This is a genomic window from Coriobacteriia bacterium, from assembly GCA_014859305.1.
In the GTDB taxonomy this organism is placed as follows: domain Bacteria; phylum Actinomycetota; class Coriobacteriia; order Anaerosomatales; family Kmv31; genus Kmv31.
Genome location: JACUUM010000030.1, coordinates 1 through 26,321, shown reverse-complemented (window position 1 = coordinate 26,321; position 26,321 = coordinate 1). Strand labels below are relative to the sequence as shown.

General features: G+C 68.6%; 39 protein-coding genes. All 39 read right to left on the bottom strand.

Translation table 11 applies throughout. From position 1 onward, the window contains the following. Positions 1-22: 22 nt before the first annotated feature. Positions 23-820 (bottom strand): energy-coupling factor transporter transmembrane protein EcfT, encoded by a 798-nt coding sequence (locus IBX62_06990; GenBank protein MBE0476821.1) that lies wholly within the window; start codon positions 818-820, stop codon positions 23-25. Further along, positions 817-1,659 carry an ATP-binding cassette domain-containing protein gene (locus IBX62_06985; GenBank protein ID MBE0476820.1) on the bottom strand — a complete coding sequence of 281 codons (843 nt, stop codon included), beginning with the start codon at positions 1,657-1,659 and terminating at the stop codon, positions 817-819. Before IBX62_06985 ends, IBX62_06990 begins: the two co-directional genes overlap by 4 nt. Then, positions 1,650-2,468, bottom strand: coding sequence for an energy-coupling factor transporter ATPase (locus IBX62_06980; GenBank protein MBE0476819.1), 819 nt, complete (start codon positions 2,466-2,468; stop codon positions 1,650-1,652). Before IBX62_06980 ends, IBX62_06985 begins: the two co-directional genes overlap by 10 nt. A gap of 97 nt (positions 2,469-2,565) precedes the next feature. Continuing rightward, on the bottom strand, positions 2,566-2,952 hold the full coding sequence (rplQ, locus tag IBX62_06975) for a 50S ribosomal protein L17 (protein MBE0476818.1): 387 nt from the start codon (positions 2,950-2,952) through the stop codon (positions 2,566-2,568). 19 nt (positions 2,953-2,971) lie between these two features. After that, positions 2,972-3,910 (bottom strand): DNA-directed RNA polymerase subunit alpha, encoded by a 939-nt coding sequence (locus tag IBX62_06970; protein ID MBE0476817.1) that lies wholly within the window; start codon positions 3,908-3,910, stop codon positions 2,972-2,974. Positions 3,911-3,938: 28 nt separating this feature from the next. Continuing rightward, complete coding sequence (gene rpsD / locus IBX62_06965) at positions 3,939-4,565, bottom strand: 30S ribosomal protein S4 (protein ID MBE0476816.1); 627 nt, start codon at positions 4,563-4,565, stop codon at positions 3,939-3,941. Positions 4,566-4,587: 22 nt separating this feature from the next. Beyond that, positions 4,588-4,989: a 30S ribosomal protein S11 gene (gene rpsK / locus IBX62_06960; GenBank protein MBE0476815.1), complete on the bottom strand. Its 402-nt coding sequence runs from the start codon at positions 4,987-4,989 to the stop codon at positions 4,588-4,590. A 2-nt stretch (positions 4,990-4,991) separates the two neighbouring features. After that, entirely contained in the window at positions 4,992-5,366 is a 375-nt protein-coding gene (gene rpsM, locus IBX62_06955; protein MBE0476814.1) for a 30S ribosomal protein S13, read from the bottom strand. 18 nt (positions 5,367-5,384) lie between these two features. Continuing rightward, positions 5,385-5,498: a 50S ribosomal protein L36 gene (gene rpmJ / locus IBX62_06950; GenBank protein ID MBE0476813.1), complete on the bottom strand. Its 114-nt coding sequence runs from the start codon at positions 5,496-5,498 to the stop codon at positions 5,385-5,387. Positions 5,499-5,604: 106 nt separating this feature from the next. Continuing rightward, complete coding sequence (infA, locus tag IBX62_06945; GenBank protein MBE0476812.1) at positions 5,605-5,826, bottom strand: translation initiation factor IF-1; 222 nt, start codon at positions 5,824-5,826, stop codon at positions 5,605-5,607. Positions 5,827-5,900: 74 nt separating this feature from the next. Next, positions 5,901-6,647: a type I methionyl aminopeptidase gene (gene map / locus IBX62_06940; protein MBE0476811.1), complete on the bottom strand. Its 747-nt coding sequence runs from the start codon at positions 6,645-6,647 to the stop codon at positions 5,901-5,903. A gap of 7 nt (positions 6,648-6,654) precedes the next feature. Then, positions 6,655-7,296, bottom strand: coding sequence for an adenylate kinase (locus IBX62_06935; GenBank protein ID MBE0476810.1), 642 nt, complete (start codon positions 7,294-7,296; stop codon positions 6,655-6,657). A 52-nt stretch (positions 7,297-7,348) separates the two neighbouring features. Further along, positions 7,349-8,608, bottom strand: coding sequence for a preprotein translocase subunit SecY (gene secY, locus IBX62_06930; protein MBE0476809.1), 1,260 nt, complete (start codon positions 8,606-8,608; stop codon positions 7,349-7,351). Position 8,609: 1 nt separating this feature from the next. Next, a complete protein-coding gene (gene rplO, locus IBX62_06925) occupies positions 8,610-9,053 on the bottom strand; it encodes a 50S ribosomal protein L15 (GenBank protein MBE0476808.1) in 444 nt (147 codons plus the stop codon). Positions 9,054-9,143: 90 nt separating this feature from the next. Next, on the bottom strand, positions 9,144-9,344 hold the full coding sequence (gene rpmD, locus IBX62_06920) for a 50S ribosomal protein L30 (GenBank protein MBE0476807.1): 201 nt from the start codon (positions 9,342-9,344) through the stop codon (positions 9,144-9,146). 1 nt (position 9,345) lies between these two features. After that, positions 9,346-9,855: a 30S ribosomal protein S5 gene (gene rpsE, locus IBX62_06915; GenBank protein ID MBE0476806.1), complete on the bottom strand. Its 510-nt coding sequence runs from the start codon at positions 9,853-9,855 to the stop codon at positions 9,346-9,348. An 11-nt stretch (positions 9,856-9,866) separates the two neighbouring features. Next, positions 9,867-10,235 carry a 50S ribosomal protein L18 gene (locus IBX62_06910; protein MBE0476805.1) on the bottom strand — a complete coding sequence of 123 codons (369 nt, stop codon included), beginning with the start codon at positions 10,233-10,235 and terminating at the stop codon, positions 9,867-9,869. A 52-nt stretch (positions 10,236-10,287) separates the two neighbouring features. After that, positions 10,288-10,824, bottom strand: a complete 537-nt coding sequence (rplF, locus tag IBX62_06905) for a 50S ribosomal protein L6 (protein ID MBE0476804.1) — start codon at positions 10,822-10,824, stop codon at positions 10,288-10,290. A 28-nt stretch (positions 10,825-10,852) separates the two neighbouring features. Continuing rightward, positions 10,853-11,251: a 30S ribosomal protein S8 gene (rpsH, locus tag IBX62_06900; GenBank protein ID MBE0476803.1), complete on the bottom strand. Its 399-nt coding sequence runs from the start codon at positions 11,249-11,251 to the stop codon at positions 10,853-10,855. 100 nt (positions 11,252-11,351) lie between these two features. Next, positions 11,352-11,537: a type Z 30S ribosomal protein S14 gene (locus tag IBX62_06895; GenBank protein ID MBE0476802.1), complete on the bottom strand. Its 186-nt coding sequence runs from the start codon at positions 11,535-11,537 to the stop codon at positions 11,352-11,354. A gap of 29 nt (positions 11,538-11,566) precedes the next feature. Beyond that, positions 11,567-12,115, bottom strand: coding sequence for a 50S ribosomal protein L5 (gene rplE, locus IBX62_06890; protein MBE0476801.1), 549 nt, complete (start codon positions 12,113-12,115; stop codon positions 11,567-11,569). Positions 12,116-12,187: 72 nt separating this feature from the next. Beyond that, positions 12,188-12,499, bottom strand: coding sequence for a 50S ribosomal protein L24 (locus IBX62_06885; GenBank protein ID MBE0476800.1), 312 nt, complete (start codon positions 12,497-12,499; stop codon positions 12,188-12,190). A gap of 26 nt (positions 12,500-12,525) precedes the next feature. Beyond that, the gene (rplN, locus tag IBX62_06880) at positions 12,526-12,894 is read right to left on the bottom strand and encodes a 50S ribosomal protein L14 (protein ID MBE0476799.1); all 369 of its coding nucleotides are present in this window, start codon (positions 12,892-12,894) and stop codon (positions 12,526-12,528) included. 54 nt (positions 12,895-12,948) lie between these two features. After that, positions 12,949-13,209, bottom strand: coding sequence for a 30S ribosomal protein S17 (rpsQ, locus tag IBX62_06875; protein MBE0476798.1), 261 nt, complete (start codon positions 13,207-13,209; stop codon positions 12,949-12,951). Between the two features lie 19 nt (positions 13,210-13,228). Next, a complete protein-coding gene (rpmC, locus tag IBX62_06870; GenBank protein MBE0476797.1) occupies positions 13,229-13,444 on the bottom strand; it encodes a 50S ribosomal protein L29 in 216 nt (71 codons plus the stop codon). Continuing rightward, positions 13,445-13,870, bottom strand: a complete 426-nt coding sequence (gene rplP, locus IBX62_06865; protein MBE0476796.1) for a 50S ribosomal protein L16 — start codon at positions 13,868-13,870, stop codon at positions 13,445-13,447. Between the two features lie 2 nt (positions 13,871-13,872). Further along, positions 13,873-14,601 carry a 30S ribosomal protein S3 gene (gene rpsC, locus IBX62_06860; protein ID MBE0476795.1) on the bottom strand — a complete coding sequence of 243 codons (729 nt, stop codon included), beginning with the start codon at positions 14,599-14,601 and terminating at the stop codon, positions 13,873-13,875. A gap of 3 nt (positions 14,602-14,604) precedes the next feature. After that, positions 14,605-14,946: a 50S ribosomal protein L22 gene (gene rplV / locus IBX62_06855; protein ID MBE0476794.1), complete on the bottom strand. Its 342-nt coding sequence runs from the start codon at positions 14,944-14,946 to the stop codon at positions 14,605-14,607. A gap of 54 nt (positions 14,947-15,000) precedes the next feature. After that, on the bottom strand, positions 15,001-15,270 hold the full coding sequence (rpsS, locus tag IBX62_06850) for a 30S ribosomal protein S19 (GenBank protein MBE0476793.1): 270 nt from the start codon (positions 15,268-15,270) through the stop codon (positions 15,001-15,003). A gap of 39 nt (positions 15,271-15,309) precedes the next feature. Beyond that, positions 15,310-16,140 carry a 50S ribosomal protein L2 gene (gene rplB, locus IBX62_06845; GenBank protein ID MBE0476792.1) on the bottom strand — a complete coding sequence of 277 codons (831 nt, stop codon included), beginning with the start codon at positions 16,138-16,140 and terminating at the stop codon, positions 15,310-15,312. A gap of 139 nt (positions 16,141-16,279) precedes the next feature. Then, complete coding sequence (gene rplW / locus IBX62_06840) at positions 16,280-16,564, bottom strand: 50S ribosomal protein L23 (GenBank protein ID MBE0476791.1); 285 nt, start codon at positions 16,562-16,564, stop codon at positions 16,280-16,282. After that, positions 16,565-17,188: a 50S ribosomal protein L4 gene (rplD, locus tag IBX62_06835; protein ID MBE0476790.1), complete on the bottom strand. Its 624-nt coding sequence runs from the start codon at positions 17,186-17,188 to the stop codon at positions 16,565-16,567. It lies immediately after the preceding gene. A gap of 40 nt (positions 17,189-17,228) precedes the next feature. Next, positions 17,229-17,849 (bottom strand): 50S ribosomal protein L3, encoded by a 621-nt coding sequence (gene rplC, locus IBX62_06830; protein MBE0476789.1) that lies wholly within the window; start codon positions 17,847-17,849, stop codon positions 17,229-17,231. Positions 17,850-17,959: 110 nt separating this feature from the next. After that, positions 17,960-18,268 (bottom strand): 30S ribosomal protein S10, encoded by a 309-nt coding sequence (gene rpsJ, locus IBX62_06825; protein ID MBE0476788.1) that lies wholly within the window; start codon positions 18,266-18,268, stop codon positions 17,960-17,962. A 41-nt stretch (positions 18,269-18,309) separates the two neighbouring features. Next, on the bottom strand, positions 18,310-20,403 hold the full coding sequence (gene fusA / locus IBX62_06820) for an elongation factor G (protein ID MBE0476787.1): 2,094 nt from the start codon (positions 20,401-20,403) through the stop codon (positions 18,310-18,312). A gap of 38 nt (positions 20,404-20,441) precedes the next feature. Then, positions 20,442-20,912 (bottom strand): 30S ribosomal protein S7, encoded by a 471-nt coding sequence (gene rpsG, locus IBX62_06815; protein MBE0476786.1) that lies wholly within the window; start codon positions 20,910-20,912, stop codon positions 20,442-20,444. A 47-nt stretch (positions 20,913-20,959) separates the two neighbouring features. After that, positions 20,960-21,331, bottom strand: a complete 372-nt coding sequence (locus IBX62_06810; GenBank protein ID MBE0476785.1) for a 30S ribosomal protein S12 — start codon at positions 21,329-21,331, stop codon at positions 20,960-20,962. A gap of 235 nt (positions 21,332-21,566) precedes the next feature. Further along, positions 21,567-25,811, bottom strand: coding sequence for a DNA-directed RNA polymerase subunit beta' (locus IBX62_06805; protein MBE0476784.1), 4,245 nt, complete (start codon positions 25,809-25,811; stop codon positions 21,567-21,569). 69 nt (positions 25,812-25,880) lie between these two features. After that, the coding region (locus tag IBX62_06800) for a DNA-directed RNA polymerase subunit beta (GenBank protein MBE0476783.1) at positions 25,881-26,321 on the bottom strand (441 nt) is incomplete at its 5' end.

The following is a 26,321-nucleotide window of genomic DNA, read 5'->3' as shown; positions in this document are numbered from 1 at the left end:
GCGCTGCCGACGAGGCCCGTGCTCACAGCGCGACACTCCCCGCGACCATCAGCGTCACCCCCGCGGCCAGCACGGCCCAGTCGGAGGGGCACATGCGCCTCTCGCGCAAGCGCGTGCGCCCCTCGCCGCCACGATAGCACCGCGCCTCCATCGCGGTGGCCAGCTCGTCGGCTCGCCGGAACAGACCCACGAAGAGCGGCACGAGCACCGGCACGTAGGCGCGGGCCCGCCTCAGGGGCCCTCCTTCGCCCAGCCGCGCGCCTCGCGCGGTCTGCGCGACGATCACCTTCTCCGCCTCCTCGGCCGTCGTGGGGATGAAGCGCAGGGCTATTGAGAGCATCATGGCCACGTCGCCCACGGGCACGCCGACGGCGCGCAGCGGGCGCATCAGCTTCTCGAGCGCGTCGGTGAGCTCGACAGGCGTGGTGGTGAGCGTCAGCAGGGAGGTCGCCACGACCAGGAGCACGATCCGCAACGCGAGGAAGAGGCCCGTGGCCAGCCCCTCGCCGTCGATCCCGAGGGAGCCTACGCGCAGCAGGGCCACGGTCGCCGGCTCCCAGCGCAGCGAGTGGGCGGCCACGGTGAACGCGAGCAGGATCGAGACCGTGCGCACCCCGCGCAGCGCGAGCCGGGCAGGTACGCGCGACGCCGCCAGGGCCGCGGCGCCGAGCACCGCGGCGAACGCGAGGCCGGCGAAACCCTCCACGGTGAAGAGCAGGACCGTGTAGGCCGCCGCCAGCGCCATCTTCGCTCGAGGCTCGAGCGCGTGCACGGGGGACGCGACAGGCACGTACTGGCCGAACGGCGCGGTGATCCTCATCCCCGCCACCCCCCTGCGTCCGCCAGGCGCTCGGCGGCCGCCTCGGGACGCATCGTCCGTCCCGCCAGGCGCAGTCCGCGCTCCTCGGCGAGCAGCTGCGCCCGCAGCACCTCGGGGACGGCCAGCCCCGCACGGACCAGTGGCGACGGGTCCTCCACGAGGGCGCCGACCGTGCCCGCGAACGCCGGCCGGCCGTCCGCGAGCACGAGCACGTGATCCGCCATGCCGAGGAACTCCTCGGCGTCGTGCGCGACCACGACGACACCCGCACCCTCCTTGGCTGCAGCGACGGCGGAACCGACGGCGCGCCGCCCTCCGGCGTCCAGGCCCGCCGTCGGCTCGTCCAGGAGCAGGTATGCCGGGGACATCGCGAGCACGCCGGCGACCGCCACGCGGCGCGCCTCCCCGCCGGAGAGCGCGAAGGGCGAACGCGACCCGAAATCGGCGGGGTCGAGACCGACGCGGGCCAGCGCGTGTTCGGCCGCGGCGGCGGCGGCCTCGCCGCTCATACCCAGGTTCGCCGGCCCGAACGCAACGTCGGCAGCGACGGTCTCGGCGAACAGTTGGGACTCGGGGTCCTGGAAGACCAGCCCCACCGTGCCGTGCGGGGCATGGTCCTTCCCGGTGAGCGGGACGCCGTCGGCGGCGGCCCGGCCCTCCGTGGGGGTCAACAGACCGGCGAGCATCCTCAGCAGGGTCGACTTCCCCGAGCCCGTCGGTCCGAGCACGAGCGCGAGTGTGCCGCGCTCCACGCTCAGGTCCACCCCGGCGACGCCGCGGCTGGCGAACCCGGTGCCGGCTCCGTAGACGTGGCCGAGGCGTGTGGCGGTCAGCGCCACAGCGAGGCCACCACGCTCTCGGCGTCCAGCGCCACGGCCGGCACGGGCACCCCGCGCCGCCGCAGGCCCTCGGCGAGTCGGCCGATCGGCGGCAGCGCGAGGCCGGCGGAGGTGAGCACCTCGGGGCTCGCGAGCAGCTCCGCGGGCGGGCCGGCGAAGACCGCCCGTCCTCCCGCCAGGACGAGTGTCTCGTCCGCGGCCGGCACGTACGACAGGTCGTGCGTCACGTGAAGGATCCCGTGCCCGTCGGCCCGCAGCCGCTCCATCAGCTCGGAAACGTCCTCGCGGCCGCGCGGGTCGAGCATCGCCGCCGGCTCGTCGAAGACCACGTAGGCGGGGCGCATCGCGAGCACGCCCGCGATGGCGAGCCGCTGCTTCTGCCCTTCGGAGAGCAGGTGGGGCTCGCGCGAGCGCACCTCGGCCAGTCCGACGGCCTCCAGCGCCTCGTCCACGCGCCGTCGGATCTCCTCACGCGGGAGCCCGAGGTTCTCGGGCGCGAAGGCCACGTCCTCCTCCACGACCGTCCCGACGATCTGGTTGTCCGGGTCCTGGAACACGATCCCGACACGCGCCCTCACGTCCCATGCCGTACCCGGCTCGCGCGTGTCCATGCCGTCGACGGTGACGCTGCCCCGGTCCGGGAGCAGCAGCCCGTCCAGCAACTTGGCGAGAGTGGACTTCCCCGAGCCGTTGGCGCCGAGTACCGCCACGTGACGGCCCGGGTGAAGGGCGAGGGAGACCCCGCGAAGGGCCGTTCGCGGCCCCTCCGGCGTGTCGTAGCTGAACGAGACGTCCGAGACGCGGATCATCGCTTGGCTCCTCGGCTGCGGTGTCGCCTCATGCGCGCGGAGGGCCCCACCCGCGGTGAGGCCCTCCCTCCGTCACGCCTGGCGGTCAAGGACCGCCTCAGTCCACCAGCTCCAGGATGACCACGGGGGCTGCGTCGCCCTTACGGGGGCCGAGCTTGAGGATGCGGGTGTATCCGCCTTCACGCCCCTCGAAGCGTGGCGCGAGCTGGGCGATCACGCGGTGCGAGAGCTCCACGGGCTCGCCGGAGGGCGGCTCGACGGTCGGGTCGCCGCCGAGCTCGGCGATGATCAGGCGCCGCGAGTGGACGTCGCCGCGCCTCCCCCACGTGATGACGCGCTCCACCATCGAGCGCACCTCCTTGGCGCGGGGCTCCGTGGTCTTGATGCGCTCGCTGGTCAACAGTGCGATCGTGAGCCCGCGCAGGATCGCCTTGGTGTGACTGGCGTCCGTGCCCAGCTTCCGTCCGCTCTTGAGGTGTCTCATCTTAAGGATCCGTCTCCCGTCACTGCTTCAGGCCGAGGCCCATCTGCTGCAGCTTGTCCTTCACTTCCTCGATGGACTTCGCGCCGAAGTTGCGGATGTTGAGCAGATCCGCCTCGGAGCACTCCGTGAGCTGGCCGATCGTGTTCACACCCTGCCGCTTCAGGCAGTTGTAGCTGCGCACCGAGAGGTCCAGCTCCTCGATCGGCGTCTCCATCAGCGTGTCGCCCTCTTCCAGGACCGCCGAGAAGATGCCCTCCTCGGGCAGCGCGCTGACGGCTTGCTCGACGAAGAGGTTCATGTGCTCGTCGATCACGCGGGCGGCCTGGGCGACGGCGTCTGCCGGCTCGATCGAGCCGTTCGTCTCCACCTCCACGGTGAGCTTGTCGTAGTCGGTGCGCTGGCCCACGCGCGTGTTCTCCACCGTGTAGGCGCACCGCGTCACCGGGCTGAACAGCGAGTCCACCGGGATGACGCCCAGCGGGTCCTCGGGACGCTTGTTCCGGTCCGCCGAAACGTACCCGCGGCCGACCCCGATGCGCACGCTCATCTCGAGCTTGGCGCCGTCGTTCAGCGTGGCGATCGGCTGTTCGGGGTTGACGAGGTCGAACTCGGCCGGGACCCGCAGGTCGGATGCGGTCACCACGCCCGGCCCCGTCGCCGAGAGCGTGGCCACCGCATCCGGGATGCCGATGCCGGTCTCCCTGAACACGAGCGCCTTCACGTTCAGCGCTATGTCGGTGACGTCCTCGCGCACCCCGTCGATCGTCGAGAACTCGTGCTGCACGCCTTCGAGCCGCATCGACGTCGCGGCCGACCCCTGCAGCGAGGAGAGCAGCACCCGGCGCATGCAGTTGCCCAGCGTGTAGCCGAAGCCGCGCTCCAGCGGCTCGACGATGTAGCGGGAAGTGCGGTCGTCCACCCCTTCGACCGTCACCTGGGGCCTCATGAACTCCGTCATCTAGGAAGCCTCCTTGGCTGTCGGACGATCACTTCGAGTAGAGCTCGACGATGAGCTGTTCGCGCACCGGAGCGTCGATCTGCTCGCGCGTGGGCAGGGACAGCACTTTGCCGGAGAGCTTCTCGACATCGACCTCCAGCCACCCGGGCACCTCCACCTTCGCCGAGGAGATGACGGCGGCCTTCACCACGGAGAAGTCCTTCGCCTTCTCCTCCACGGCGACGCTGTCGCCCGGGCGCACGCGGTACGACGGGATGTCGACCCGCCGCCCGTTGACGTTGATGTGCCCGTGGCGCACCGTCTGACGGGCCTCGTCGCGCGAGGCGGCGAAGCCGAGGCGGTACACGACGTTGTCCAAACGGCTCTCCAGCAGCCTCAGCAGGTTCTCGCCGGTGATGCCCGCCTGGCGGTTGGCCAGTTCGTAGTAGCTGCGGAACTGCTTCTCCAGCAGCCCGTACATGCGCTTGGCCCGCTGCTTCTCGCGAAGCTGCACGCGGTACTCCGAGTCCCTCGGGCGCCTGCGGCCGGCTTGACCCGGCGGATAGGGCCGGCGCTCGACGCCGCACTTGTCGCCGTAACAGCGGTCGCCCTTGAGGAACAGCTTGATGCCTTCGCGGCGGCACAGCCTGCAGTCCGCCCCGGTGTATCGTGCCATTCGATTCTTCCTCCCTGCGTGACTACACCCGGCGGCGCTTGCGCGGCCGGCACCCGTTGTGGGGGACCGGCGTCCGGTCCTGGATGCTCGTGATCTCGAGCCCGGCGGCCTGCAGCGACCTGATGGCGGTCTCGCGACCGGAACCGGGGCCCTTCACGAACACCGCGACCTTTCGCACGCCGTGCTCCTGGGCCATCTTCGCGCACGCCTCGGCCGCCATCTGTGCGGCGAAGGGCGTCGACTTCCGGGAGCCCTTGAAGCCGACGGTGCCCGCGGACTGCCAGGAGATCACGTTGCCGCCGGGGTCGGTGATCGTGATTATCGTGTTGTTGAACGTGCTCTTGATGTGCGCCTGGCCCACCGCGATGTTCTTGCGCTCGCTGCGGCGCAGACGGGTCTTCGCGCCCTTCTTCTTAGCGGCCATGGCTACTTGCCCTTCTTCTTCGCGCCGATCTGCCGTCTCGGACCCTTACGGGTCCGGGCGTTGGTATGCGTGCGCTGACCGCGCACGGGCAGACCACGGCGGTGCCGGAGACCGCGATAGCAACCGATCTCCATCAGACGCTTGATGTTCTGGCTCACCTCACGGCGGAGGTCTCCCTCCACCTTGACGCTGCGGTCGATGTGCTCACGGAGCCGGACGACCTCTTCCTCGGTGAGGTTGCGGACCCGGGTGTCCGGGTCGATCCCCGTCTCCCGAAGGACCGTCTGGCTCGTCGTGAGGCCTACGCCGAAGATGTACGTGAGGCCGATCTCCACCCGCTTCTCGCGAGGGAGGTCGACGCCTGCGATGCGCGCCAAGACGCTTCTCCTCCCTGCCTAGCCCTGCCGCTGCTTGTGACGCGGATTCTCACAGATCACGAGGACCCGTCCGTGGCGGCGGACGACCTTGCATTTCTCGCAGATTCTCTTGACCGAGGGTCGAACTTTCATCTTTCCTGCAATCCTTCCGCTGTCTATCTATCTCCACGCCCAGCCGCAGGCGTCGTCTTTCGTGCCCGAAGGTGTTGACACGCCGCCGGGCGTGTCCACCGCGCCCCTACTTGAAGCGGTACGTGATCCGGCCTCGGGACAGGTCATACGGCGACAGCTCTACGACGACGCGGTCGCCCGGGAGGATCCTGATGTAGTGCATGCGCATCTTACCGGAGATGTGGGCCAGCACACGATGACCGTTGTCGAGCTCCACGCGGAACATCGCGTTGGGGAGGGGCTCGACGACCACGCCCTCCATCTCTATGGCATCTTCGCGCTTGCTCAAAGGCCGACACTCCCGCTGGCTAGAGTCACAAATGAGTAGTATATCCACCACGCGCCGCGACGTCCACACACGGGCTATTCCAGGGTGAGCACCAGCGGCCCCGCATCGGTCACCGCGACGGTGTGCTCGAAGTGCGCGGACAGCTCGCCGTCGGAGGTGACCACCGTCCATCCGTCCTCCAGCTGCCTGACCGCCGCTCCGCCCGCGTTGACCATCGGCTCTATCGCGAAGACCATCCCTTCCTTGATGACCGGGCCCTTGCCCGCCGGCCCGAAGTTCGGGATCTGCGGCTCCTCGTGCATCTGCCTGCCGATCCCGTGCCCGACGTACTCGCGCACCACGGAGAAGCCCGCGCCCTCGGCCACGGTCTGCACGGCGTGCGAGATGTCGAAGAGCCGCATACCGGGCACGCACTTGGATATCCCGGCCTCGAGCGCCCTTCGCGTCCCATCCATCAGCGCCCGTGCCTTGGCGTCGACCGGGCCGACGGCGAAGGTCATGGCGTTGTCGCCGTAGTAGCCGTCCACGATCGCCCCTACGTCCACCGACAGGATGTCCCCCTCGACGAGACGCCTCGGGCTCGGGATCCCGTGGACGACCTGCTCGTTCGGAGACGCGCAGATCGAGGCGGGGAAGCCGTGGTAGCCCTTGAAGGCGGGCGTCCCCCCGTCCTCGAGGATCGCCGTCTCGGCGATCCGGTCCAGCTCGCCGGTGGTGACACCCGGCCGCACCGCTTCGCCGACGAGCCGGAGGGCCCGGGCCGACACGCAGCCGGCCCGGCGCATCGACTCGATCTCGGATGCGGACTTCCGGATGATCACCTCGCCGCTAGCGCCCCTCGACGACCGAGCGCACGTCGGAGAAGACCGCGTCGACCGGCCGGTCGCCGTCGACCTCACGGAGAAGGTCCTTCCGCCGGTAGTACTCGATCAGCGGCTCAGTGGAGCGCCGGTAGACGTCGAGCCGGTTCCTCACGGTCGCCTCGGTGTCGTCGTCACGCTGGTGGATCTCGCCCCCACAGGCCTCGCAGACGCGATCGTCGCCGAGGCTCTTCACACTGAAGATCCGTCCGCAGCCCCTGCAGGTCCGGCGCGAGGTCAGGCGGTCGACGATGATCGCCGGGTCCACATGGATGTTGACCACCGCGTCGATCGCCCTGCCCATCTCGGCGAGCGCAGTGTCGAGCGCCTCGGCCTGGGCGACCGTCCTCGGGAAGCCGTCGAGGATGAACCCCCTGTCCGCATCGGGCCGGGACAGCCGGTCCCTCACCAGGCCGATCACCACGTCGTCGGGCACGAGCTCGCCCTTGTCCATGTACTCCTTGGCCGCCGAGCCCAACGGTGTGGCGTCCGCCACGGCTGCGCGGAGGATGTCCCCGGTCGACACGTGCGCCAGCCCGAAGGTCCCCACCAGGCGCTCCGCCTGCGTGCCCTTTCCGGCGCCGGGCGCCCCGAGCAGGACGATGTCCATCCGATCCTCCCTGTCGGGCGGACCGGGTGGCCCGGTACGCCCCTCGGCTGGCCTACTTGAAGAAGCCCTCGTAGTGTCGCATCTGCAGCTGGCTCTCGAGCTGCCTCATCGTCTCGAGCGAGACGCCCACCATGATCAGGATCGAGGTGCCGCCGAACTCCTGGAGCCCCGGGACGTTGGTGAGCCGGAAGAGCAGCGTCGGTGCGACCGCGATGGCCGCCAGGAAGATCGCGCCCGGCAGGGTGATCCTGTTGATGACGTTCTCGATGTAGGTGACGGTGGCCTTGCCGGGACGGACGCCGGGGATGAAACCGCCGTTCTTGCGCAGGTTGTCGGCAAGGTCGATGGGGTTGAACACGAGCGCCGTGTAGAAGTACGTGAAGAAGATGATGAGCGCCGCCTGGAACACGAAGTACGGCCAGCCCGCCGTCAACGACGTAGCGACGCGCTCGAGGGCGGCGACGCCGGTCATCTGTGCGATCTGCGCCGGGAAGAACAGGATCGCCGAGGCGAAGATGATCGGGATCACGTTCGCGCCGTTGACCTTCAGAGGGATGTACGTCCCCGTCCCGCCGTAGACGCGCCGGCCCACGACGCGCTTCGCGTACTGCACCGGGATGCGGCGCTGTCCGCGCTCCATCGTGACGATCGAGACCACGATGAACAGGAAGACCGGGACGAGCAGCAGCACGAGCAGCGGGCTGGCGATCTGGAGCGAGCCGATGATGGCCGAAGGGAACCGCGCGACGATGCTCGCGAAGATGATCAGCGACATCCCGTTGCCGATCCCGCGCTGGGTTATCAGCTCGCCCATCCACATGATGAGCGCGACGCCGGCCAGCATCGTGATGATGATGACCGCGAACGTCACCGTGTAGGCGGCGCCGTCGGCGGGCGTGAAGCGCAGCGCGTCGCGGAAGAACGCGATCAGCGCGATGGACTGCATCAGGCCTATGCCGAGCGTCATGTACCGGGTCAACTGGGTGATCTTGCGCTGCCCGGTCTCACCCTCCTTGGCCCACTGCTCGAGCTTCGGTATGACGCCCTGCAGCAACTGCATGATGATCGACGACGTGATGTAGGGCATGATGCCCAGCGCGAAGACCGCGACGTTCTCGAGCGCGCCGCCGGAGAAGAGGTTCAGAAGGCCGAGCGCGGCGCTCTCCTGCACGGCCGCCTGGACCTTCTCGATGTCGATGCCGGGCGCGGGAACGTGCGCACCCACCCGGTACAGGCCCAGGATCATCAGCGTGAAGAGGATCTTCCGCCGAAGGTCGGGGATCTTGAACGCATTCGCCAGTGCGGTCAGCATCTCAAGCCTCGACCGTCCCTCCGGCTGCCTCGATCTTCTCCCGAGCGGCGCCGGAGACCTTGTCCACGCGGACGGTCAGCGCCTTCGTGAGCTCCCCGTCGCCGAGGACCTTGACCGGCACCGTCTTGCTCTTGGTGACGCCTGAGGCGAACAGGGAGTCGATGTCCACGACGGCACCGCTCTCGAAGAGCTCCTCGAGCCGTGAGACGTTGACCACGACGTACTCCTTGCGGAAGCGGTTCTTGAAGCCCGGCAGCTTGGGGAGGCGCATGTGCAGCGGGTTCTGCCCCCCCTCGAAGCCGGGGCCCTTCCCGCCCCCGGAACGAGAGAGCTGCCCCTTGTCGCCCCTTCCGGAACGACCGCCGCGGCCGCTGCCGTGCCCGCGCCCGACGCGCTTGCGGTCCTTCCTCGATCCGGGGGCGGGGAAGAGGTCGTTCAGTTGCATGGCTCTCTCCTATCGGTTCGCATCCGGCCGGGGTGTCTCCCGGCGCCGGCCGCTCGCCGCCGGCTGACTGTCGTCGGGCGCCGCAGCGCCCTACCCCTCGTCGACCTCGACGAGGTGCTTCACCTTGAAGACCATCCCGCGCACGGCGGGCGTGTCCGGCCGCTCGACCGTGTGCCGCAGCCGCTTGAGGCCCAGCGCCCGGATCGTCGCCTTCTGGTCCGCGGGGGAGCCGATCGAGCTGCGGACCTGCGTTATGCGTATGGTCTTGGTTCTCTTGGCCTTGGCGGTCACGTCAGCCCTCCAACCCGTACAGCTCGCGCACGGTCTTGCCCCGGCGCCGCGCCACCTCGGCGGGGCTGGAGAGCGACTTCAGCCCTTCGGCGGCCGCCTTCACCATGTTCAGGGCGTTGTCGCTCCCGAGCGACTTCGACAGCACGTCGCGCACGCCGGCCAGCTCCAGCAGCGCCCGCACGGGGCCGCCGGCGATCACGCCGGTACCGGGAGCGGCGGGCTTGAGCAGCACGCGACCGGCGCCGAAGACGCCCGTCACCGCGTGCGGGATCGTGGAGCGGGACAGCGGCACCTGGAACATGTTCTTCTTGGCGTCCTCGATGCCCTTCTTGATCGCGATGGGCACCTCGGCGGACTTGCCCATCCCGACGCCCACCTTGCCCGCACCGTCGCCCACGACCACCAGGGCGGTGAGCGAGAAGCGCCGGCCGCCCTTGACCACCTTGGCGACCCGATTGATGTATACGACCTTCTCCTGGAGTTCCGGCACTGGGGCCGCGTTACGCGCCATGCGTCATCCTCCTAGAACTCGAGCCCGGCGCTGCGCGCACCGTCCGCAAGTGCCTTGACACGTCCATGGTACAGGCGACCGCCGCGGTCGAACACGACCTCGGTGATGCCCGCCTCCGCGGCGCGCCTCCCGACCGATTCGCCGACGAGCTTGGCGGCCTCCACGGGGGAGCCCTTGCCCGCCGCTATCCGCACGTCCGGGTCGATCGTCGACGACGCCGCTATCGTCCTGCCCGTCACGTCATCGATGAGCTGCGCGTAGATGTGCTCGCTGGTCCGGGTGACGCGCAGCCGGGGGCGTCCCGCGGTACCGTGCGCCTTGCCGCGGACCCTTCGGCGGCGCCGGGAGAGCTGCTCCCTCTTCGCCTTCAGCCTGTCCATGCCGTCCGATCACTCCCTCAGGTGCCATGCGCGCTCCGCGCGCCCGATGTCGCTACTTGGCGGTCTTGCCGAGCTTGCGGCGAACGTGCTCGCCCTCGTAGCGGACGCCCTTGCCCTTGTAGGGCTCCGGCGGCCGGACCTTTCGGATCTCCGCGGCGATCTGGCCGACCCGCTGCTTGTCGATGCCGCGGACCGTCACGCGGTTCGGCGCGGGCACCTCGAACGTGATGCCCTCCTCGGCCCTCTTCACGACGGGGTGGCTGAAGCCGAGGCTCATCTCGAGGTCGCGGCCCTTGAGGACGGCGCGGTACCCCACGCCGACGATCTCGAGGTTGCGGGAGAAGCCGTCGGAGACGCCCACGACCATGTTGCTGATCAGCGTGCGCGTCAGGCCGTGCAGCGACCTGTGCTCGCGCGAATCGCTGGGACGCGTGACGAGCACCGAGCCCTCTTCCTGGTCGATGCGCATGGAGGGATCGAAGCTTCGGGCGAGCGTCCCCTTGGGACCCGTGACCGTCACCTCCGAGCCGTCGATGCTCACCTCGACCCCGGACGGGACCGGGATGGGCTGCTTGCCGATACGGGACACGGCTTTCGCTCCTTTCTCAGTCCGTCCGTCACCAGATGTAGGCGATGACCTCGCCGCCGACACCGGCGACGCGGGCCTGCTTGTCGGTCATGACGCCGCTCGAGGTCGAGATGACCGCCGTGCCCAGGCCTCCGAGCACGCGCGGCAGCTCGTCCTTCTTGGCGTACACACGAAGGCCGGGCCTGCTGATGCGGCGCACGCCGGTTATGGTGCGCTCCTTCTTCGGCCCGTACTTCAGCGTGATCTCGAGCGTGGCCTGGGGCTCGCCGGCAACCACCCGGTAGTCGACGATGTAGCCCTCCTCCTTCAGGATGCGCGCGATCTCCACCAGCTTGCGCGAGGAGGGTATGCTGGCCGTCGTCTTGAAGGCCGAGTTCGCGTTGCGCACGCGGGTCAGCATGTCGGCGATGGGGTCGGTCATGCTCATCTGTGGTTCCTCCTATGGTCCTCGCCGGGACACTTCCGACGGCGGTTCGCCCGCGCCCGTAGCACCGGCGCCTGCCGTCATCTTGGGCCGCCCGTGCGGCCTACCAGCTCGCCTTGCGGACGCCGGGCATCTCGCCGCGGTGCGCGAGCTCGCGAACGCAGATGCGGCAGAGGGCGAACCGGCGGTAGACCGCGCGCGGCCGGCCGCAGCGCATACACCGGTTGACCGCACGCGTCGAGTACTTCGGCTGGCGCTTCGCCTTGGCGATCATCGACTTCTTGGCCACCTACAACCTCCTTCGAGGACTCGAGCGTCCTAGAGCTGCCTCGCGAACGGGAACTGGAGGGCGTCCAGCAGCGCGCGGCTCGCCGTGTCGTCCTCGGCGGTGGTGACGAACGTGATGTCCATGCCTCGGATGCCCTGCACCTTGTCGTAGTCGATCTCGGGGAAGATCAGCTGCTCGGTCACGCCCATCGAGTAGTTGCCGCGACCGTCGAACGAGTCGGGGTTGAGACCCCGGAAGTCACGTATGCGAGGCAGGGCGGTGGCGAGCAGCCTGTCCATGAACTCCCACATGCGGTCGCCCCTCAGCGTCACCTTGACGCCGATGGGCATCCCCTGGCGGAGCTTGAACCCGGCGATCGACTTCTTCGCCCGGGTGACGACCGGCCTCTGCCCGGCGATGGTCGAGACGTCCTCGACCGCCGCCTCCAGCACCTTCGGATCCTGCACGGCCTGGCCGACGCCCACGTTCACCACGATCTTCACGAGTCGCGGCACTTCGTTGACGTTGGCGAGGGCGAGCTCCTCCTTGAGCCGGGGGACGATCTCGTCACGGTACTTCTCTTTGAGCCTAGGGGCCACGTCGGGTCCTCCACGTCTCTCTCTCGCACGCCGGATGTCCGACCCGGCGTGACTCCTCGGGCCGGCTCGGCCCTACTTGTCGATCCGGGTCCCGCACTCCTTGCATGTCCGGATGCGCGCGCCGTCCTCGCGCAGCACGCCCACGCGCGAGGGCTCCGAGCAGCTGGGGCAGACGAGCATCACGTCGGAGACGTGGATGGTGCCCTCGCGCTCGATGATCCCGCCCTGCGGGTTGCGCTGGGTCGGCCTCGCGTGCTTCTTGATCATGTTCACGTTCTCGACGACGAGGCGCTTCTTCTCCGGGTCGGACGAGAGCACCTTGCCTTCCTTGCCCTTGTCCTTGCCGGTGATGACGCGCACCCGGTCGCCCTTGCGGATCCTCATGGAGTGAGTCATGGTCGCGCCTCCTGTCACAGGACCTCCGGGGCCAGCGACACTATCTTCATGTAGCGGCGGTCGCGCAGTTCGCGAGCGACCGGGCCGAAGATGCGCGTTCCCCGAGGGTTGCCCTGGTTGTCGATGATGACGGCGGCGTTCTCGTCGAACTTGATGTAGCTGCCGTCGGGGCGCCGCGACTCCTTCTTTGTGCGAACGACGACCGCTCTGACCACGTCACCCTTCTTCACCTGGCCGTTCGGGATGGCTTCCTTGACGGCGCACACGATGGTGTCACCCACGCGCGCGTAGCGCCGTTTGGAGCCGCCCAGCACCTTGATGCAGAGCACCTGCCGGGCCCCGGAGTTGTCCGCGACCCTGAGTCGCGTCTCTGCCTGGATCATCTGTCCCTCCGTCACCTCCTCGGGCTGCCGGCCGCGCCGGCCCTGCCCGCGGTGCTACTTGGCCTTCTCCACGATGCGGACCAGACGCCACCGCTTCATCTTGGAGAGCGGACGCGTCTCCGCGATCACGACGGTGTCGCCCACGCCCGTGTCGTTGTTCTCGTCGTGCGCGTGGAACTTGGAGCTCACGGTCATCATCTTGCCGTACAGCGGATGCCGCTTGCGGTCCTGGACCTTCACGACGCACGTCTTGTCGCCTCCGGCCGAGACCACCACTCCCTGCCGCTGCTTGCGGCTGCCCCGTTCGTTGCTCATCTGCTACCTCCGCCTGCGCCTACGATGCCGCCGCGTTGCGAGCGGCGTCGATCTCGCGCATCCGCATCTCGGTGTGCAGGCGCGCTATGTCCTTCTTGACCGTCTTGATGCGGTTCGGGTTGTCGAGCTGCCCGGTCGCGAGCTGGAAGCGGAGGTTGAACAGCTCCGCGCGCGAGTCCCTGATCTTCTGCTCGATCTCGCTCTCGGCGAGATCGCGGATGTCCTCGGGCTTCATCTACGCCTCACCACCCGTCTCGGACCTCGTCACGAACTTGCACTTGATCGGGAGCTTGTGCGCGGCCAGCCGCATCGCCTCCCGCGCGACGTCTTCGGACACGCCCGCGACTTCGAACATCACACGGCCGGGCTTGACCACGGCCACCCACTTCTCGGGGTTTCCCTTGCCCGAGCCCATGCGAGTCTCCGCGGGCTTCTGCGTGACCGGCTTGTCCGGGAAGATGTTGATCCACACCTTCCCGCCACGCTTCATGTAGCGGGTCATGGCGATACGGGCCGCCTCGATCTGGCGGTTCGAGATCCAGGCGGGCTCGAGCGCCTTGAGGCCGTAGTCGCCGAAGTCCACGGCGCTGCCTCCCTTGGCCTGGCCCTTCATGGACCCCCGCTGCACCTTGCGGTGCTTCACTCTCTTGGGCAGAAGCATCTCTAGCCCCTCCCTCCGCCGGCGCCGCGCCTGCCGCTGCGACCCTCTCGGCGCGCAGGGCGCGACGGCCCCTGCATGGGGTCCGCCCCGGCCGGCGCGGCCTGGCCCGGGAGGACCTCGCCGCGGTAGATCCAGACCTTCACGCCGATGCGGCCGAACGTCGTGGCTGCCTCGGCGGTGCCGTAGTCGATCTTCGCGCGCAGCGTGTGAAGCGGCACGCGCCCCTCGCGATACCACTCCCTGCGGCCCATCTCGGCTCCGCCGAGGCGCCCCGCGCACTGGATCCGGATGCCCAGGGCACCGCTCTTGGTAGCCGACGTGACCGCCTTGCGCATCGCGCGGCGGAACGCCACGCGCGCCTCCAACTGCTCGGCCACACCCTGGGCCACCAGAGTGGCGTCGAGCTCGGGCCGCTTGATCTCGACGATGTTGATCGCGACCGGGTGCCCTGTGAGCTTCTCGAGCTCCCTGCGCAAGGTGTCGACCTCCACGCCCTTCTTGCCGATGACGATGCCGGGGCGGGCGGTCCAGACCTCGACGATCACCTTGTCGCCCTTGCGCTGGATCTCGACCCGCGAGACCGCGGCGCGGCGCAGCTTCTTGAACAGATAGCTACGGATGCGCAGGTCCTCGGCCAGCGTCCGACTGTACCCCTTGCCCTCGAACCACCGGGACCGCCAGTCCTCGGTGATGCCGAGACGGAACCCGATCGGGTAGACCTTCTGGCCCATCCTCTACGCCTCCTTCCGCTGCTTCACGACCACGGTGATGTGGCTCGTACGCTTGTCCACTCTGAACGCGCGCCCCATCGCGCGGGGCCTGATGCGCTTCAGCGTCGGCCCCTCGTCCACATAGGTCTCCGACACGTACAGGGTGTCCGCCGGGATCTTCAGGTTCCTCTCGGCGTTGGCCACGGCGCTGTGCAGCACCTTCTCGACGACCTCGGCCGCCCCTCGCGGGGTGAACTTGAGGATCGCCGAGGCCTCGCCCGCCGACTTGCCCCGGATCAGGTCGACGACCTGGCGGGCCTTGCGCGGGCTTACCCGCACGTACCTGGCAACCGCTTTCGCTTCCATCTCTTGCTCCGACCTCCACATCGCGGCCGCGCTCACGCGGCCGGCGTCTCGCCCTTACCTGCGGCCCTTGCCCGCGTGACCGCGGAACGTGCGAGTGGGCGCGAACTCGCCCAGCTTGTGCCCGACCATCGACTCGCTCACGTAGACGGGGACGTGCTTCCGGCCGTCGTGCACGGCGATCGTGTGCCCGACCATCTCGGGGAAGATCGTCGACGCGCGGGACCACGTCTTGACGACGCGCTTCTCGCCGGCCTCGTTCATCGCGTGGATCCGGTCCAGCAACCGAGGTTCGACGTAGGGTCCCTTCTTCAGACTCCTGCTCATCAGCGACTCCAGCTCCTCGTCAACGTCTCTGCCGCGCCACTACTTCTTGCGGCGGCGGATGATCAGGCGGTCGGACGACTTGCGCCGCGCACGGGTGCGATGTCCCTTGGTGGGGACTCCCCATGGGCTCACCGGATGGCGTCCGGCGGTCTTGTTCTTGCCCTCGCCGCCGCCATGCGGATGGTCGACCGGGTTCATGGCGGTACCGCGGACGGTCGGCCTCTTGCCCTTCCAGCGCGCGCGTCCCGCCTTGCCGACGGAGACTCCCTCGTGCTCGGGGTTGCCGACGACGCCCACGGTAGCGCGACAGGTCAGCAGCACCATCCGCGTCTCCGAGGATGGCGTGCGCAGGATCGCGTAGTCGCCCTCCTTCGCCATCAGCTGCGCCGACGTGCCCGCCGAGCGTGCCATGGCCGCGCCCTTCCCGGGTTGCAGCTCGATCGCGTGCACGACGGTACCGGTCGGAATGTCGGAGAGCGTCAACGCGTTCCCCGGGCGGATGTCCGAGCCCTTGCCGGACTGGACCGTGTCGCCGACCTTCAGTCTCTGCGGCGCGATGATGTAGCGCTTCTCGCCGTCGGCGTAGTGCAGCAGCGCGATGCGGGCCGAGCGGTTCGGGTCGTACTCGATGGAGGCGACCTTGGCGGGAACGCCGTCCTTGTCGCGCTTGAAGTCGATCCGGCGGTACCGCCGCTTGTGTCCGCCGCCCTGGTGGCGCGTCGTGATGCGACCGTTGTTGTTGCGGCCGCCCTTCTTGGAGATCGGTCCGAGCAGCGACTTCTCCGGCTCCGTCTTCGTCACCTCGGCGAAGTCGGAGACCGACTGGAAGCGCCGTCCCGGCGATGTCGGTTTGTACTTCTTCAGTCCCATGTCTCTCCTTCCGTCCGATTGCCGGCTCCGCCGGGACCGGGAGGCCTCGCCTCCCCGCGGATCCGACGCCGGACTGCCACGGTGCCGGGCGGCTCCATCTCAACGACGGAGGCGGGCAGCCGTGCCGGCGGGGCGGCCCCTAGGGCGACCCGAACAGCTCGATGGTGTCACCCTCCCTCAGGGTGACGATGGCCTTCTTCCAGGACCGCGTGTGACCCTTGGCGTAGCGCAAGCGCCGCGGCTTTCCGGTCATGTTCATCGTGTTGACGCTCGTGACGGTGACGCCGAAGACCTCCTGGACGGCCGACGCGATCTGGGGCTTCGTCGCGCGCTTGTCGACCTCGAACGTGTACTTGTTCTTCTCGATCAGCCCGTAGGACTTCTCGGACACCACGGGCCGGATGATCACCTGGCGGGGGTCCATCTATTTCAGCACCCCCTCGAGGTACTCCAGCGCCGGCTTCGTCAGCACGAGCGCGGTGTTGTCGACGAGGTCGTAGGTGTTAGCCTCGACGGCGGTGATGACGCGAGCGGCCGGTATGTTGCGGAACGACTTGACCGCCGCCTCGTCGTCGTTGCCGACGACCACCGTCACGCGCCCATCGACGCCGAGATTGCGGAGCATCTCGATCGCGCGCTTCGTCGAGGGCGTCTCGAACGCCACGCTCTCGACGACGTGCAGCACGCCCTCGGATGCCTTGGCGGAGAGCACGCTGCGCATCGCGAGCTTGATCACCTTCTTCGGCAGCCTGAACGCGTAGCTCCGCGGAGTGGGCCCGAAGACGACGCCGCCGCCCTTCCACTGCGGGGCGCGGATCGTGCCCTGCCGGGCACGGCCGGTACCCTTCTGGCGCCACGGCTTGGCGCCTCCGCCGGCGACCTCGCTGCGGCCCTTCGTCGAGTGGGTGCCGGCGCGGCGTGCCGCCATCTGGCTGCGGACGACCTGGTGCACGGCGAACGGGTTGGGCGCGATGCCGAAGATGGAGTCGGCCAGCTTGGCCGTGCCCACCTTCTTCCCCGCGCCATCCCTGATGTCGATGCTTGGCATCTCGTCTACTCCTCACCCATCAGTCGGTCCGCACCGGGCCCTAGAGTGCCCGGATCGTGAGCAGCCCGCCCTTGGCGCCGGGCACGGCACCCTTGACGAGCAGCAGGTTCTGGTCGGTATCGACGTCGACCACCTCGAGGCTGCGGACAGAGACGGTCTCGCTGCCCATGTGCCCGGGCAACCCGAGGCCCTTGAACACGCGCGAAGGCGTCGATGCCTGACCGACGGAGCCCGGCGCGCGGTGGAAGTGCGAGCCGTGCCCCCCCGGACCGCCGTGGTAGTTGTGCCGCTTCATGACGCCCTGGAACCCCTTGCCCTTGCTCGTGCCGGTCACCTGGACCTTCGAGCCGACCTCGAACCCCTCGACCGTGACCTCCTCGCCGAGGGCGAAGGACTCGCCCTCCTCCAGGCGCACCTCCGCGACGTAGCGCTTGGCAGGCACTCCCGCCTTGGCGAAGTGACCGGCCATCGGCTTGTTGACCTTGCTCTCCTTGATGTCGCCGTAGGCGAGCTGAACGGCGGAGTAGCCGTCCCTCTCGGGGGTCTTGACCTGCGAGACCACGCAGGGCCCCGCCTCGATGACGGTCACCGGCACGAGGATGTCGCCCTCGCCCCAGACCTGGGTCATGCCCAGCTTCCGTCCAAGTATCGTCTTGGCCACTCCATCACCTTCTCGTTCGCGCGGTCTTGGGACCTCTTCTCACCGGCGCCCTCACCGGCTCCCAGAGGACCGCTCCTCCGGCAGACCGCCGGGCGCACCCGGCGGACGTCCTACAGCTTGATCTCGATGTCCACTCCGGCCGGCAGGTCGAGACGCATCAGCGAGTCGACCGTCTTGGGAGTGGGCTCGAGGATGTCGATCAGGCGCTTGTGCGTCCGCATCTCGAAGTGCTCGCGGCTGTCCTTGTTGGCGTGGGGCGAGCGGATGACGCAGTACAGGTTGCGATCGGTGGGGAGCGGGATCGGACCGGCCACCTTCGCACCGGTCTTCTGCGCCGTCTCGACGATCATCTTGGTCGACTGGTCCACGATCTCGTGGTCGTAGCCCTTGAGCCGGATCCTCATCTTCTGATTGGCCAACTCTCTAACCTCCGTCGCCCTTCGTCACCGGCCGCGCGCGCCTAGGCGCCGCCATCGCCGCCGACCTTCTTCACGATCTCGTCCGCGACGTTCTTCGGAACGGCCTCGTAGGCCTTGAACTGCATCGTGTACGCTGCGCGGCCCTGGGTCCTGCTGCGCAGGTCGGTCGCGTAGCCGAACATCTCGGAGAGCGGTACTTTTGCTTTGATGACCTGCGCGTTGCCGCGCGGCTCCATGCCCTCGATGTGTCCCCGGCGGCTCGACAGGTCGCCGATCACGTCGCCCATGAACTCCTCGGGGGTGTTGACTTCCACGGCCATCATCGGCTCGAGCAGCCGAGGGGCGGCCTTGCGCAGCGCGTCCTTGATCCCCATCGAGCCGGCGACCTTGAAGGCCATCTCCGAGGAATCCACTTCGTGGTAGCTGCCGTCGACGAGCTCGACCTTGATGTCGACGACCGGGTAGCCTGCCAGCACGCCGGTCTCGATCGCCTCCCGGACGCCCCGGTCCACGGCCGGGATGAACTCGCGCGGGACCGCACCCCCGACGATCTTGTTGTCGAACTCGTACCCCGCGCCCGGCTGCTGCGGCACGACGTTCAGCACGACGTGCCCGTACTGGCCGCGGCCGCCGGTCTGGCGCACGAACCTGCCCTCGACGTTCGCGACCGGCCTGCCGGCCGTCTCGCGGTAGGCGACCTGGGGGCGCCCGACGTTCGCCTCGACCTTGAACTCCCGCAGCAGGCGGTCGACGATCACCTCGAGATGCAGCTCGCCCATGCCCGCGATGATCGTCTGACCGGTCTCGACATCGGTGCGCACGCGGAAGGTGGGGTCCTCCTCGGCGAGCTTGGCGAGACTCGCGGAGAGCTTCTCCTGATCGACCTTGGTCCTGGGCTCGATCGCGATGTCGATGACGGGGTCGGGGAAGACCATCGACTCGAGCAGGACCTGCGCCGTCTCAGCACACAGCGTGTCGCCGGTGGTGGTGTTCTTCAAGCCGACGGCGGCGACGATGTCGCCGGCACGGACGTCGGGTACGTCCTCCCGGTGGTTCGCGTGCATCTCCAGCAGGCGGCCGACGCGTTCCCTGTGGCCCTTGGTGGAGTTGAGCACGTAGGAACCCGCCGACGCCTTGCCGGAGTACACGCGGAAGTAGGTGAGCTTGCCGACGTAGGGATCGGTCATGACCTTGAACGCCAGCGCCGCGAAGGGTGCCGTGTCGTCGGCGGGGCGCTCGACCTCCTCGCCGCTCTTGAGGTCCGTCCCCGTGATCGCCGGGACGTCCAGCGGCGAGGGCAGGAAGTCGAGGATGGCGTCGAGCAGTGGCTGGACGCCCTTGTTCTTGAAAGACGCGCCGCACGTCACGGGCGTGATCGCGTTGTCGATGCACGCCTTGCGCAACGCCGCCTTGAGCTCGGCGACGCCGATCTCCTCGTCAGCCAGGAACTTCTCGAGCAACGCGTCGTCGTGCTCCGCGGCGGCTTCCACGAGTTCGTGGCGGTGCAGCTCGGCTTCCTCGGCCAGCTCGGAGGGGATATCGCCGACGGTCGGGTTGATGCCCTTGTCGTCCTCGTTGAAATGGATCGCGTGCATCTCGATGAGATCGACGATCCCGGTGAACCCGTCCTCGGCCCCGATGGGCAGCTGGAGCAGGACCGGACTCGTGTCCAACCGATCCTTCATCATCCGCACCACGTTGAGGAAGTCCGCGCCGGTCCGGTCCATCTTGTTGATGTAGGCGAGCCGGGGGACGCCGTAGTTATCCGCCTGGCGCCATACGGTCTCGGACTGCGGCTCGACGCCACCGACCGCGCAGAAGATGGCCACCGCGCCGTCGAGCACGCGCAGCGAGCGCTCCACCTCGACCGTGAAGTCCACGTGCCCGGGCGTGTCGATGATCTGGATGCGATGGTCGCGCCAGAAGCAGGTGGTGGCGGCCGAGGTGATCGTGATCCCTCGCTCCTGCTCCTGCACCATCCAGTCCATCGTCGCGGCGCCCTCGTGGACCTCACCGAGCTTGTGCGTCTTGCCCGTGTAGAACAGCACGCGCTCGGTGGTCGTGGTCTTACCGGCGTCGATGTGCGCCATGATGCCGATGTTGCGTGTCTTGGTCAGCGGGTAACGCGCAGCCATCTCGGATCGGTACCTCTTCTCCTACCGCCGCCCGGCCCCTACCAGCGGTAGTGGCTGAACGCCCGGTTGGACTCGGCCATCTTGTACAGGTCCTCGCGGCGCTTCACGGACGCGCCCTGTCCTGCCACGGCGTCTATGATCTCGCCGGCCAGCCGCTCGGACATGGTCTTCTCACGGCGCTTCCGCGAGAAGCCCACGATCCAGCGGATCGCCAGGGTGGTCGCGCGGCGGCTGTTCACCTCGACGGGGACCTGATACGTCGCACCGCCGACACGCTTCGGACGCACCTCCAGCGTGGGGCGGACGTTGTCCATCGCCTTCTTGAACGTCGCGAGCGGGTCGTTGCCCGTCTTGCGCTCGATGATGTCGAAGGCGTCGTAGACGATGCGCTCGGACAAGGAGCGCTTCCCGTCGAGGAGCACCTTGTTTATGAGCTGGGTGACGAGCCGGTTGTTGTAGACCGGGTCGGGCAGGGTCTCCCTGCGCTGTGCCGCTGCACGCCTTGGCATGACTGTCTCTCCTCACGCCGGCCCCCGCCCCGACGGGCGGGCCGGGTCTACTTGGCCTTCTTCACCCCGTACCGCGAGCGGGCCTGGTTGCGGTCGCTCACTCCGGCGCAGTCCAGCGCCGCCCGGATGATCTTGTAGCGAACGCCGGGGAGGTCCTTCACGCGGCCGCCGCGAACGAGGACGATCGAGTGTTCCTGCAGGTTGTGGCCTATGCCCGGGATGTAGGCCGTTACCTCGATCTGGTTGGTCAGCCGGACGCGCGCCACCTTGCGCAGCGCGGAGTTCGGCTTCTTCGGGGTGGTCGTGTACACGCGCGTGCACACGCCGCGCTTCTGCGGGTTACCTTTGAGCGCGGGGGTCGCGCTCTTCTTGGCGACCTGCTTTCGGCCATTCCTGACCAGCTGGTTGATGGTGGGCAACGCACCCTCCTCGGTCTTCGCCTGTCCCGGGCCGCAACGCCTCCGACGCAGCACGCGCGCCGCCGGGCAGCCTAGAGTCACAAGGTCGCACTCTACCAAAGCGTCCTCGTGGCTGTCAAACCACGCGCCCGGGCGTATCGTCCCTCGGGCCGGAGTGCCGCGGTGGGGTTCGCCGGAAGGGGCGGATCGGGTCGCGAAGGGCGCTCCGCGGCCCGCCACCGCGAGGGCAGGTCCTCTACTGCTCCTTGAGCGCCATCCCCCGCTCGGCGAGGGCGCCCTTCACTTCCTCCATCGCCTTGGCGCCGAAACCCTTCACGTCGCCGAGCTCGTCCTCGGTGCGCTCGGTCAACTCGCCGACGGTCTCTATGCCGGCCTCGGCCAGGGCCTTGGACCAGCGAGACGAGATCCCCAGGTCCGTGACCGGCATCGACCCGTCCCCGGAAGGCTCGGGCGCGGGGGCCTCGCCTTCCGGCGCCCGCGCCTCCTCCGGCTCGAAGACCACGCCCGTGAACGCCCTGGTGTCGACGCCCTCTTCCTCGCGGCGGCTGACGTCCAGGTCGGCGAAGAACGCCGCGGCCTCTTCCTCGGTGAGACCGGCTCCCTCGGGCTGAGGACCGGGCAGCATGGCCTCGATCTCCTTGAGCTCCTCCGGCGCGAAGTCGGGCAGCGGGCCCTCCTCCGTGCGCGTCCACTCCGCCGAGCGGCCCTTGTAGGTGAGCTTGACCGTGCGGTAGCGGTTCATGCCGGTGGCCGCGGGGATGAGTTTGCCGATGATGACGTTCTCCTTCAGGCCGAGGAGCTGGTCCTCCTTGCCCGAGATCGCCGCGTCGGTGAGCACCCGGGTCGTCTCCTGGAAGGAGGCGGCCGACAGGTACGACTCGGTCGCCAGCGATGCCTTGGTGATGCCGAGCAGGACCGCGGTGCCGACGGCGGGCTGGCCGCCGTCCGCGATCACCCGCTCGTTCTCCTCCGCGAAGACGAACCGGTCCACGAGCTGCCCGGGCAGGAAGTCCGTGTCGCCCGCCTCGGCCACGGTGACCTTGCGCATCATCTGTCGCGCGATGACCTCGATGTGCTTGTCGTTGATGTCGACGCCCTGGGACGCGTAGACCTCCTGGACCTCGGCCACGATGTAGCGAAGCACCTCGTTGGGACCGCGAAGGTGGAGCAGGTCGTGAGGGTTCACGGAGCCCTCGCTGAGCTGGGTGCCGGCCTCCAGCGTGGCGCCGTCGACCACCCCGGGACGAAGGCGCGCGCGCCGCGAGACGGTGTAGGCCTTCTCGTGACCCTCGGCGTCGGTGATCGCGAGCCGGCGGGCCTTCTCGCCCTCCTCGATGGACAGCACGCCCGTGATCTCGGCGAGCAGCGCCTGGCCCTTGGGCTTGCGGGCCTCGAAGAGCTCGGTCACGCGCGGGAGTCCGTGCGTGATGTCCTCGCCGGCCACGCCTCCCGTGTGGAAGGTTCGCATGGTGAGCTGGGTACCGGGCTCGCCGATGGACTGCGCGGCGATGATGCCCACAGCGGTGCCGATGTCCACGGGCCGACCGCTCGCCAGGTCCCAGCCGTAGCAGCTCTGACAGATGCCGTGCTTGGCATGGCACGTCATGACCGTGCGGACCTCGACCTCGGTCACCCCGCGCTCTGCCCACTCCTGCATCTGCGGTTCGGCTGCCACGTACGAGTTGGCCTCGGCGAGCACCTCGCCCTTCTTGGGGTCGACGACGTCGGACAGCAGGGCGCGCCCGACGAGATCGCGGTCCAGCCGGCCGTCGCCGCCGACGAGCGGGTAGCGCACGCCCTCGTCGGTCTCGCAGTCGGACTGGCGTACGATGACGTCCTGCGCGACATCGACGAGGCGGCGGGTCAGGTAGCCGGAGTCGGCGGTGCGAAGCGCCGTGTCGGCCAGACCCTTGCGGGCGCCGTGCGTGGAGATGAAGTACTCCAGCACCGACAGGCCCTCGCGGAAGTTCGCCTTGATCGGCCGGTCGAGGATCTCGCCCTTCGGGTTGGCCATCAGCCCGCGCATGCCGGCGAGCTGGCGGATCTGCTTGATGTTACCGCGGGCGCCTGAGTAGGCCATCATGTAGATGGGGTTGAACTTGTCGAAGTTCTCCGCCATCGCCTCGCCGACCGCCTCCGTCGCGCGCGTCCAGACCTCGACGATCTGGCGGTGGCGCTCCTCCTTGGTGATCAGGCCGCGCTCGTACTGGCCCTCGATGCGCTCGACGATCTCCTCGGCCTCGGCAAGCAGCTCCGCCTTGTTCTCGGGGATGAGCGCGTCATAGACGGACACGGTGACGCCGGCTCGGGTGGCGTAGTGGAAGCCGAGGCGCTTCACCTCGTCCAGGATCCACGACATCTCGTTGCTCGGGTAGCGCGTCGAACAGTCCTCCACGATGCGCCCGATGCCCTTCTTGTCCATCTCGTGGTTCACGAAGGGGTAGTCCTGCGGCAGCGAGCGGTTGAACGTGATTCGGCCGACGGTGGTCCTCATGCGCTCGCCGGCGCGGCGCTCGGTCAGCGTCCCGTCCGCGGCCTCCTCGACGAGGTCGGCCGTGAGCCTCACCTCGATGGGGGCCTGCAGGTCCACCGAGCGGTTGTCGTATGCGAGCACGGCTTCGTCGAAGCTCATGAACGCCCGGCCCTCGCCCTCCGTGTCCTCTCGCACGGCGGTCAGGTAGTACAGGCCCATGACCATGTCCTGTGTGGGGGTGGTCAGCGGACGTCCGTGCGCGGGCGACTTGATGTTGTTGCTCGACAGCATCAGCACGCGGGCCTCGGCCTGGGCCTCGGCCGACAGCGGGAGGTGCACGGCCATCTGGTCGCCGTCGAAGTCCGCATTGAACGCGGTGCACACCAGCGGGTGGATGCGGATCGCCTTGCCCTCCACGAGCACGGGTTCGAACGCCTGGATGCCGAGGCGGTGCAGGGTCGGCGCGCGGTTGAGCATGACCGGGTGCTCGCCGATCACCTCCTCGAGCACGTCCCAGACGACGTCGCGGCCGCGTTCGACCATCCGTTTGGCGCTCTTGATGTTCTGCGCGTACTCGAGGTCCACGAGCCGCTTCATGACGAAGGGCTTGAAGAGCTCGAGCGCCATGACCTTCGGCAGGCCGCACTGGTGCAGCTTCAGCTCCGGGCCCACGACGATGACGGAGCGGCCCGAGTAGTCCACGCGCTTGCCCAGCAGGTTCTGGCGGAAGCGGCCCTGCTTGCCCTTCAGCATGTCGCTGATCGACTTGAGCGGGCGGTTGCCCGGACCGGTCACGGGACGGCCTCGGCGCCCGTTGTCGAACAGCGCGTCCACGGCCTCCTGCAGCATGCGCTTCTCGTTGTTCACGATGATCTCCGGCGCGCCCAGGTCCAGCAGCCTCTTGAGCCGGTTGTTGCGGTTGATGACGCGTCGGTAGAGGTCGTTCAGGTCCGAGGTCGCGAAGCGGCCGCCGTCGAGTTGGACCATCGGGCGCAGGTCCGGCGGGATGACCGGGATCGCGTCCAGGATCATCCACTCGGGGCGGTTGGCGCTCGTCTTGAACGCGGCCACGACCTTCAGGCGCTTGATCGCCTTCTGGCGCTTCTGGCCCTTCCCCTCGCGGATCTGCTCGCGCAGCTCGGCCGCGAGCGCTTCCAGGTCGATCTGGGCAAGCAGGTCCTTGACGGCCTCGGCACCCATCCCCCCGCGGAAGTAGTCGCCGTAGCGCAGCTTCATCTCGCGGTAGAGCGTCTCGTCCGCGATCAGGTCCTTCGGCGCGAGCTTCTGGAAGCGCTCGAACGCCTCCAGGAGCAGGTCGCGGCGCTCCGCGTACTCCTCGTCGAGGTCCTTGGCGTCGCGCTTGGCCTCGGCCTCGATGCGCTTGACGCGGTCCTCGGCGGGAACGTCCTCGTCGACGAGCTCGCCCTCTTCCGGCTCCGCCTCGCCGCGCGCGATGGCCACGAGGCGCTCGCGCTCCTCCTCGATCGCGGCGATCTCCTCGGCCTTCTCCGCGTCGAGCCCGGCGAGGTCGGCGTCGAGCTCCTCCCGCAGCATCTGCAGGTCGGCCTCGCGGTCCTCGTCGTTCACCGACGTGATGATCGACGACGCGAAGTAGAGCACCTTCTCGAGGTCCTTGGGCGCGGTGTCGAGCAGGTAGCCCATGCGGGAGGGCACGCCCTTGAAGTACCAGATGTGGCTCACCGGCGCGGCGAGCTCGATGTGCCCCATCCGGTCGCGGCGCACCTTGGCGCGAGTCACCTCGACGCCGCACCGCTCGCAGATGATGCCCTTGAACCGCACGCGCTTGTACTTGCCGCAGTAGCACTCCCAGTCCTTGGTCGGCCCGAAGATCTTCTCGCAGAACAGGCCGTCCTTCTCGGGCTTGAGCGTGCGGTAGTTGATGGTCTCCGGCTTCTTGACCTCGCCGCGTGACCACTGGCGGATCTGCTCCGAGGAGGCCAGGCCGATCCGGAGCCTATCGAAGTTGTTGACGTCGACGTCGAGCAAGGTTGCTTCCTCCTAATGAGGCGCCGGGCGCGCCGATGAGCGCCCCCGTCACTTCCTCTGGGATCCTGCCTACTCCCCCGGGTCCTCGCTGAGTGAGGCGTCCAGCGCCGAGACGTCGGCCTCGATGAGCTCCTCGAGGCTGCTCTCCTCGGCGCCCTCGCGCTCCTCCTCGCCGATGCCGGTGAGGTCCAGCCCGAGCTCCTCGGCGGTCTTGAAGATGTCCTCCTCGGCCTCTTTCAGCTCGATCTCCTCGCCCGTCTCGGAGATGATCTCCACGTCCAGGCACAGCGACTGCATCTCCTTGACGAGCACCTTGAAGCTCTCGGGGATGCCCGGCTCGGGGATGTTCTCGCCCTTGACGATGGCCTCGTAGGCCTTCACGCGGCCCAAGACGTCGTCGGACTTGATGGTGAGTATCTCCTGCAGCACGTAGGCGGCGCCGTAGGCGTACAGCGCCCAGACCTCCATCTCGCCGAAGCGCTGGCCGCCGAACTGCGCCTTGCCGCCCAG